The 8238-nt window shown below is 72.9% G+C and carries 8 protein-coding genes and 1 pseudogene; 2 read left to right on the top strand and 7 right to left on the bottom strand.

Annotation, left to right across the window (positions count from 1 at the left end):
* Positions 1-56: 56 nt before the first annotated feature.
* From ectA to CCN51_RS36735, 3 genes are all read right to left on the bottom strand, one after another.
* On the bottom strand, positions 57-602 hold the full coding sequence (gene ectA / locus CCN51_RS36745; RefSeq protein WP_193383752.1) for a diaminobutyrate acetyltransferase: 546 nt from the start codon (positions 600-602) through the stop codon (positions 57-59).
* 363 nt (positions 603-965) lie between these two features.
* Positions 966-1760 (bottom strand): hypothetical protein, encoded by a 795-nt coding sequence (locus CCN51_RS36740; RefSeq protein WP_014180702.1) that lies wholly within the window; start codon positions 1758-1760, stop codon positions 966-968.
* Complete coding sequence (locus tag CCN51_RS36735) at positions 1757-2359, bottom strand: SigE family RNA polymerase sigma factor (protein ID WP_078610980.1); 603 nt, start codon at positions 2357-2359, stop codon at positions 1757-1759. Before CCN51_RS36735 ends, CCN51_RS36740 begins: the two co-directional genes overlap by 4 nt.
* Positions 2360-2675: 316 nt before the next feature.
* Between CCN51_RS36735 and CCN51_RS36730 the strand changes: the two genes are divergently transcribed.
* Positions 2676-3785, top strand: coding sequence for an amidohydrolase family protein (locus CCN51_RS36730; protein WP_193383753.1), 1110 nt, complete (start codon positions 2676-2678; stop codon positions 3783-3785).
* Positions 3786-4066: 281 nt separating this feature from the next.
* The gene (locus CCN51_RS36725) at positions 4067-4993 is read left to right on the top strand and encodes an SCO1860 family LAETG-anchored protein (protein ID WP_014180705.1); all 927 of its coding nucleotides are present in this window, start codon (positions 4067-4069) and stop codon (positions 4991-4993) included.
* Between the two features lie 85 nt (positions 4994-5078).
* Here CCN51_RS36725 and cobC read toward each other — a convergent pair whose 3' ends face one another.
* The 4 genes and pseudogenes from cobC to CCN51_RS36705 form a co-directional block, all read right to left on the bottom strand.
* Positions 5079-6170, bottom strand: coding sequence for an Rv2231c family histidinol phosphate aminotransferase CobC (gene cobC, locus CCN51_RS36720; protein ID WP_014180706.1), 1092 nt, complete (start codon positions 6168-6170; stop codon positions 5079-5081).
* On the bottom strand, positions 6160-7059 hold the full coding sequence (locus CCN51_RS36715; RefSeq protein ID WP_014180707.1) for a sirohydrochlorin chelatase: 900 nt from the start codon (positions 7057-7059) through the stop codon (positions 6160-6162). The genes cobC and CCN51_RS36715 overlap by 11 nt, the downstream gene beginning before the upstream one ends.
* Positions 7060-7162: 103 nt before the next feature.
* Positions 7163-7678 carry a cobalamin biosynthesis protein gene (locus CCN51_RS36710; protein ID WP_014180708.1) on the bottom strand — a complete coding sequence of 172 codons (516 nt, stop codon included), beginning with the start codon at positions 7676-7678 and terminating at the stop codon, positions 7163-7165.
* 53 nt (positions 7679-7731) lie between these two features.
* Positions 7732-8238: pseudogene (locus tag CCN51_RS36705) on the bottom strand (cobyrinate a,c-diamide synthase); the annotation flags it as partial.

Here is an 8238-nt window from a genome sequence, read left to right as displayed (position 1 = left end):
GGGTGAGAGCTTGGGGCGCGGGTGTGGTGCGGGGGGTGTGGTGCTCAGGTGGCGCGTCAGGTGTGGAAGGCGAGGGGGCCGATGCGGTACAGCACCTCGGGCTCATGGCCGCCTTCGGGGAACAGACCGCCGTCGAACAGCACCTCGCGCTCCACGGCTGAGCCATGCCGCTCGGCGAAGGAGGTGAACAGCCTGTTGGAGGCGGTGTTGTCCGGTGTGATCGTGGTCTCGATGCCATGGATGTCCGACTGCTCGGCGACGCGTGCGGTCAGCCCGTCCAGCAGGGCGGCGGCCAGCCCTCTGCCGCGCCACGCCTGGTCCACGGCGACCTGCCAGATCACCAGCGTCCGGGGGCGCTTGGGGCGGATGTAACCCGTGACGAAGCCGACCGGCTCCCCCTGCGCGTCCCGGGCCACGACCGAAGTGGCGGCGAAGTCGCGACACCACAGCAGATAGCTGTAGGAGGAGTTCAGGTCCAAGGTCCCGGAGTCGCGGGCGATGCGCCAGATCGCGGCTCCGTCCTCGACGCGTGGGGCCTCGAGCGTCAGTCCTTTCGGCATTTCTCTTCGGGCACGTGCAAGGTCTGCTTGTGCGGCGGTCATGCGGCTTGAATTTACCGAGCACAATCTTAAATTGCATTGCGGTGAGGGGTTACCCGAAGGGGGGTCGGCGTGTTATCGCGCGGGGACGCGCGTGCGCACGGGGCGATGGATGAAAAGTGCTGATTTGTCGGGGAGTTACTGGGGCGAAACACCCTCTGTGTGGAGTGTGTCACATCTGCGTAACGGTCGAGTGATGCACTCGAATTACAGCGTTTCCGGGTTACGAAATTTTAGCGTTTAGGAGTCCGGAAAGCGGGCAGAAGACGATGGGAACCTGTATTCATAAAGGCGCTCTATTTGTGTCTCCACCGGTCACCCAGAATTCACCTGGATTCGGCTGGATTCACCTGGCGTCATCCGCCATCACTTGGCTTCGCGGAATGCGCCTCTGACGGCGAACGCGCCGGAGGGCCCGTTGCCGGAGGCCGAGTAGCTGTCCTCGGCGATGCCCCGGTCGCCCTCCGCGTGGTTGTACTGCCCGGCGAAGACATGCCGACCCGCGGGCACCGTGGCCCCGTCCCTCAGCGTCCAGCGGTACACCAGCGCGTTCTTCTCGCTGCGCACCGAGACCTTCATATCGTCGGTGGGCAGTGTGGACCAGGAGCCGGTGGTGAGCACCCCTCCGGTGTGCGCGACCCGCAGCTCGACGGTCAGCGAGGTCAGCGGCTTGCCGGTCTTGAGGATCACATCGCTCTGCGCCCAGTACGGGTTCGACCCCGGGTCGATCTCGCCGTTCGAGCGGACCACGGGATCGGCGAGGTGGTTTGGACCGACCGCGGTGGGGGAGGCGGTCGGGGTGTGCCGCCGCGACCCGTCGTCCGTCTCCCCTCCGCTCCCGGTGTCCCGCCCCGCGTGGGCCGGCGGGACCGCGGGCTCGCTCGACGTCCGTACGGTCTGCGGCCGCTGGGCCGGCTCCGTGGCCAGCACCACGATCCCCGCGGCGGCGACCGCCGCCGCGAGCCCGGCGACCGGGCCCGCCACGCGGGTCCACGGCCGCCCGGCCCCGGCCCCGCGCCCGGTGTGGCGCCGCTCGTCCCCGGCCATGCCCGCGGTCACCCGGGCCAGCATCCGGGCCCGGTCCGGCCGGTGGGACTCGGCGGCCGTGTGCAGTTCGGCGGCGACATCGATCCGGTCGTGCCGCTCGCGGTGGTCGATCATCGACCGTTCCCTCCCGCATGACCAGGGTGGAGTTTCCGTACGGTCTCCTGCGGGCCCGGCACCGGCTGCTGCCCGCCGCCGTGTGCCGAGCCGAGCAGCCGCTCCAGCTCCGCGATGCCGCGCGAGGTCTGGCTCTTGACCGTGCCCACCGAGATGCCGAGCGTACGCGCCGTCTCCCGCTCCGACAGGTCGAAGGCGTGCCGCAGCACCACACAGGCGCGCTTGCGGAACGGCAGCCTCACCAGAGCGGCCTGGACGTCCACCACGGCGGAGACGTCCGGGTCGTCGACATGGTCGGCGCGCTGGGACGAGAAGAGCGCCACCCGGCGGCGCTCGCGCACCAGGCTGCGGATCCGGGACCGCGCCAGATTGGCGACCACGCCGCGGGCGTACGCGGCCGGGTGGTCGGCGACCCGTACCCGCTCCCACTGGTGCCAGACGGCGACCAGCGCGTCGGCGGCGAGGTCGTCCGCGCCGTCGGAGCTGCCGAGCAGCAGATGGGCGAGGCGGGCCAGTTCGGCGTGGTGCCGCTCGAAGAAGTCCCGGAACTCCTCTTGGACGTCCGGTGGTCCGGCGGGCGCGAGATCGGCTGTCGGAATGGGTGTCTGTTCAGGGGCCGGATCGGACGCCTCAACGGGGGGCAGGTCCGACAGGGCGGCCGCCGGTAAGTCCGGCAGGGGGCTCCTCCCAGCGGTAGCCGGGGGCGCGTTCTCCGGTGACTCCGGCAATGCCGCCGGTGCGGGGCGTACGGCGGCCGGGTCATCGGTGGGAGCGCTCACGCGGGCCTCCTCACTTCCCCTCATCCGGTGGGTTGCGTGAGCGTAGCAGCGCGCCTCGTGTTGTACGAGTGGCGCCGTCCCGCCCCCTGGGAACTGGCCGGTCAGCGGGTCGGCGAAGTCTCGTACAGTGCGAGGCATGAGGGATAGCGCGGTGCTGCACATCAAGGGCAGGGTGCTCGTCGGGCCGGAGGCCGAGGGCTCCGCCTGGGACGTCAGGGACGAACTGTGGGTCGTCGACGGGAAGATCACTTACGACCGGCCGACCGCCGCCCGGGACGTGCGGACCATCGAGGGATGGGTGCTGCCCGGGCTCGTGGACGCGCACTGCCATGTGGGGCTCGACACGCATGGCGCCGTCGACGAGTCGACCAGTGAGAAGCAGGCACTGACCGAGCGGGAGGTGGGGGCGCTGCTGCTGCGGGACGCCGGCTCGCCCGCCGACACCCGCTGGATCGACGGACGCGACGACCTGCCCCGCATCATCCGCGCGGGCCGCCACATCGCCCGGACCAAGCGCTACATCCGCAACTACGCCCACGAGATCGAGCCCGGAGAGCTGGTGGCGTGTGTCGCGCTGGAGGCGCGGCGCGGGGACGGCTGGGTCAAGCTGGTCGGCGACTGGATCGACCGGGAGGCCGGGGACCTGACGGCCTGCTGGCCGCGCACGGAGGTCGAGGCGGCCATCGCCGAAGCACACCGGCTGGGCGCGCGGGTCACCGCGCACTGCTTCGCGGAGGAGACCCTGGCCCCCCTGGTCGAAGCGGGGATCGACTGCGTCGAGCACGCCACGGGGCTGACCGAGGACACCATCCCGCTCTTCGCGGAGCGCGGTGTCGCGATCGTCCCGACCCTGGTCAACATCGCCACCTTCCCCAAGCTGGCGACGGCCGGGGAGGGGAAGTTCCCGCGCTGGGCGGACCACATGCGGCGGCTGCACGAGCGCCGCTACGACACCGTGCGCGCGGCCTACGACGCGGGCGTGCCCATCTACACCGGCACCGACGCGGGCGGTTCACTCCCGCACGGCCTGGTCGGTCAGGAGGTCGCCGAACTGGTCAAGGCCGGGCTCCCGGCGACCGCCGCGCTGTCGGCCGCCACGTGGGGCGCGCGGGCCTGGCTCGGCCGCCCGGGGCTCACCGAGGGCGCATCGGCGGACCTGGTGGTGTACGAGTCGGATCCGCGGGCCGATGTGCGGGTGCTGACGGCGCCGCGGCGGGTGGTGCTGCGCGGGCGGGTGGTCGGCTGAGGGGGCTTGGCGGGCTCGGCGGCCTCAGGGCACCCAAGACCCTCAGGGCATCCAAGACCCTCAGGGCACCCAAGACTCTCAGGGGTTCGAACGCACCGTCGAGTCACACCCGTTGGGATGAACTGACCCCAGGCGGCTGCCGGTTGGCCTTGCGTACCGCAAATATTGCGGGGTCGATGCCGTCGGCGCCCGTGGTGTCCCCCCGTGGCGAGTCGCCGACGGCTCCATGTCTCCTGTGGGGGTCAACTCACGTGTCCTGTTCCACCAACAACTATTCAGGCATGCCTGCCCGCCGTCTGGCGGCCGCCACGGCAGCTGCCGCCGTCTCCGTACTGGGCCTGCTGCCCGCGGGTGCGGCGCACGCCACCGATGGCGACAGCAAGGCGGGCGAGTCCGCCAAGACGAGCACGCACACGACGGGCGGAGCCGGCGCAGCCGTACTCCGCGCCGATCTGAACGTCTCGATGCTCAACAAGACCGTCAAGGCGCCGCTGGCGCTCACCCTGAACGAGGTGCGCGCGCCGGCTTCCGCCAACAAGACCGCGCTCAGCGCGACGCTGGACGGCGTCGAGGGGGGCAAGCCGTTCAATGTTCTGCGCGCGGACGTGGCCACCGCACGTGGCACCGTCGAGAAGTCGCGTGCCGAGGGGTACGCCAACCTCGCACACGCCACAGTGCACCTCCCGGGGCTGCCGGCGGTGCCGCTGATCGAGGTCCAGCAGGTCACCTCGAAGGCGGTGTGCGTGGCCGGAAAGCGGCCGACCGCCAAGTCCAATGTGCTGGGCAGCGTGGTCGTGCTCGGCAAGAAGGTCAACCTCACCACCAGCGGCACGACCACGGTCGATGTGCCCGGGGTCGGCACGGTGCGACTCGACCTGTCGCGCACGTCGACCACGTCCCGCACCGCCGCGGCCACGGCGCTCGAACTGAAGGTCTCGGTGAACCCGCTCAAGCTGAACGTCTCCGAGGTCGAGGGGACGATCACCCTGGCCGACGCGACCTGTGAGTCCCCGGCCGCCCCGGGCGCGGGCTCCGAAATCGGCTCCCAGGCCGGCTCGGGCCCGAAGCCGGAACACCTCGCCGAGACCGGCGGCAGCTCCACCACGCCTTACCTCGTGGCCGGCGGCGCCGCCCTCCTCGGCCTGGGCGCCGGCGCCATCGTCCTGGCCCGTCGCCGCCGCGCCGCGGCGCCAGGCGACGGAGTCTGACGGACCCTGGGCCGGGGCCGGCCAGGGCGCCGGGCGGCGGGCTCCCGCCCGCCCGGCGCCCTGGTCTCGTCCGGCCGACCCTGGGTCAGCCTTCGGCGAGGGCCTTTGCCAGGGCGGTGATGAAGCGGTCGGTCGTAGCCGGGTCGCGGACCGCGAGGCGTAGCCAGTCCGGACCGAGGCCCGGAAACGTGTCGCCGCGTCGCACCGCGAAACCGAGCTCGCGCAGGCGGGCGCGGACCGCGGTGGCGTTCGGCAGCCGGATCAGCAGGAAGGGTCCGGCTGCCGGGGCGCACACCCGGATCTCCTCGAACTCGGCCAGCCGCGCGGCCAGATGGGCCCGGTCGACGGAGATTGTCTCCGCCGACCGCGCCGCCTCGGCGAGCGCCGGAGCCGCACAGCACGCCTCCGCCGCAGCCAGGGCCGGGGAGGACACCGGCCACAGCGGCTGCGCCCGCTCCAGGGCCGCGACCGTGTCCGGCCCCGCCAGCACATAGCCGATCCGCAGCCCCGCCAGCCCCCAGGTCTTGGTGAGGCTGCGCAGCACGACCAGCCCCGGCACATCGGTGCGGCCGGCGAGCGATTCCCGCTCGCCGGGCACCGCGTCCATGAACGCCTCGTCCACCACCAGCGTCCGCCCCGGGCGGGCCAGAGCGGCCACCGCATCGGCGGGGTGCAGCACGGACGTCGGGTTGGTGGGGTTGCCCACCACCACCAGATCCGCCTCCTCCGGCACCGCGCCCGGGTCGAGCCGGAAGCCGTCGCACTCGTCCAGCACCACCCGATCCACCCTGTGTCCGGCGTCCCGCAGCGCGGCCTCCGGCTCCGTGAACTGCGGGTGCACCACGACCGGGCGGCGCACCGGGAGGGCGCGGGCGAGCAGGACGAACGCCTCCGCCGCACCCGCCGTCAACAGCACCCGCGCCGACGGCACACCATGCCGCGCGGCGACCGCGCGCCGCGCCGCGCGGCCGTCCGGATACGCGGCGAGGCCGTCGAGCGCGGCGGCCAGGCGGGCCTTGAGCCAGCCGGGAGGCGTATCGGCCCGGACATTGACCGCGAGGTCCGTCAGCTCGGCGCCGGAGCCCCGCACCTCCGCGTCACCGTGGTGACGCAGATGGCGCGGGTCGAACCCGGCGGACGAATCGACGGACACGTCAGCGAGCTGATCAGCGGACATACGTGGGGGAGTCGGACTGCCGACCCTTCTGCGCGGGCACGGCCACCGAGCCGTCCGTCTCATCCCCGGCCGCTTCCACGGCCACTTCCTCACCCACAGCCCCGGCCTCGTGATCGGCTTCGTCCCCAGCCGCCTCCCGGTAGCGCTCCATGACCAGCTCCATCAGCTCCTCCGAGGGGCCGGGCACATCGGCGGTCACCACCTCGATCTCCGGGTACGCCAGGGCCCAGCCCTCCGCCTGCTGCTGCGCCCGGTCCGCTGCTGTCCCCGCGAACAGGAAGTACGGCAGCACCACGATGCGCCGCGCCCCCAGCCGCGCACAGCGGTCGAGGCCCGAGGCCACGTCCGGCGCGGCCATCGAGACAAAGGCGGTCTCCACACCGCCGAAGCCGCGGCCCTCCCACAGCAGCCTGGCGGCCCGGTGCACCTCGGCGTTGGACTCGGGGGTCACCGACCCGGGGCCCACCAGCAGGACGGTGGTCTCCGCACGGTCGGAGGGGGCGCGGCGCGGGCCGCCGCCCAGCGCCTCGTTCAGACGGCGCTCCAGTATGGCCAGCAGCCGGGGGTGCGGGCCCAGCGGACGGGCGCGGAGGAAGGACGTGTCGGGGCGCAGCTCGCACTCGCCGGCCAGGGCGGCGGTGAGGTCCTGCTCCGCGCGCTCGGAGGGGATCAGCGTCAGCGGTACGACGGCGAAGCGGGTCACGCCCTCGTCGGCGAGTCCGGCCACCGCGTCACCGAGCGGCAAAGGGCTTTGGCCGGTGAAGCCTCCCGCGACGGGCAGGCCGGGATTGCGGGTGCCCAACTCCCGTACGAAGTCGCGGAAGGCGTCGGCGCGCCTCTCGTCTCGGGTGCCGATGCCTGCGATGAGCAGCGCGGGCGGGGTCGTCACGAGGTCTCCTTGGTGCTGATGGTGCGGGTGGCACAGTGCGATGCGGGAGTTGGGATCCCGCCCCGAGACGTTACTGATTTCTGCGGGCCGATGCGCAGGCAGGTCATCTTTGCCCGCCCTGCCCGTGTTTGCCCCGGCGCGCAATGGCGCATGTGGCTCGCGCGGGACGGCCGCGTGGCTCCGATTTTCTTTTGGGCACGAGCATTTCGCCCCCGGGTCCGGTGGCGAGCAGGGCCGCCGCCTCGGCGACACTGGGCGTCCCCACGGTGGTCAGCGCGGTCTCGGACGGGCTCGGCACCGCGACGGAGGCCAGCGCCGCGGCCCCATAACCCCGCAGCGGCACGCCGAGCCGGGCCGCCGCCGCGACCAGCCCCGGCTCGTCGGCCTTCCCCTCGACCGTGGCCAACTCCACGACTTCGCACACCGAGAGCCCCGCCCCGTCCAGCGTCCGCCGGATGAGCCCGGTCACCTCCCCGACGGACACACCGCGCCCGGCACCGACCCCGACGACAAGCCCCGGGCACGGCAAGGAGGGCGTCGGTGCGTCCGGCGCCATCGGCGCCGACGCGGACGCCACCGACGGCTCGGGGTGCGCCCCCGCCCGTGTCACGCTCTCCACTCACCCTCCCGTCCCCTCCCGTTCCGCTTCATTCCGCCGTCCACTTCGCCCACTCATCCACCCCGCCGCGCACAACCGGCCACGAACCGGACCGCCGCGTCCGGCACCGCCGCCCAGTGCACATGCAGATACGACGCATGCACACCGCCCTGGACGAACCCCTCGGCGCGCCGCTCCGGACGGACCAGCCCCCACGCGGGCTCAGGCCCCGCGCCCGGCTCCACGGCGGTGCGGTGGAACTCATGCCCGCGCACCCGGGTCCCCGCAGCCGCGAGTGAACTGTCGCCGATCGCCACCGCCTCGCGGTACCCCAGCGTCAGCCGCTCCGACATGCGCGCCTCGGCGGGCAGCACTCCGCACATCGGCTCGCCGTCCAGCGAGCGCGCCAGATACAGCAGCCCCGCGCACTCGGCGGCTATCGGCGCACCGGCCGCCGCGACCCGGGCCACCTCCGCGCGCAGCGGCTCGTTCGCGGACAGCTCCGGCGCGAACACCTCCGGGAAGCCGCCGCCGATCACCAGGCCCGCGGTGCCCGGCGGCGGCTTCCCGGAGGTGTTCGC

The organism is Streptomyces milbemycinicus (genome assembly GCF_002154605.1).
GTDB lineage: Bacteria > Actinomycetota > Actinomycetes > Streptomycetales > Streptomycetaceae > Streptomyces > Streptomyces milbemycinicus.
This window is presented reverse-complemented; position numbering and strand designations above follow the sequence as displayed.

Coding starts and splice junctions, on each gene's coding strand:
- ectA (WP_193383752.1), bottom strand. CDS start 602: ATGACCGCCGCACAAGCAGACCTTGCACGTGCCCGAAGAGAAATGCCG.
- CCN51_RS36740 (WP_014180702.1), bottom strand. CDS start 1,760: ATGATCGACCACCGCGAGCGGCACGACCGGATCGATGTCGCCGCCGAA.
- CCN51_RS36730 (WP_193383753.1), top strand. CDS start 2,676: ATGAGGGATAGCGCGGTGCTGCACATCAAGGGCAGGGTGCTCGTCGGG.
- CCN51_RS36725 (WP_014180705.1), top strand. CDS start 4,067: ATGCCTGCCCGCCGTCTGGCGGCCGCCACGGCAGCTGCCGCCGTCTCC.
- cobC (WP_014180706.1), bottom strand. CDS start 6,170: ATGTCCGCTGATCAGCTCGCTGACGTGTCCGTCGATTCGTCCGCCGGG.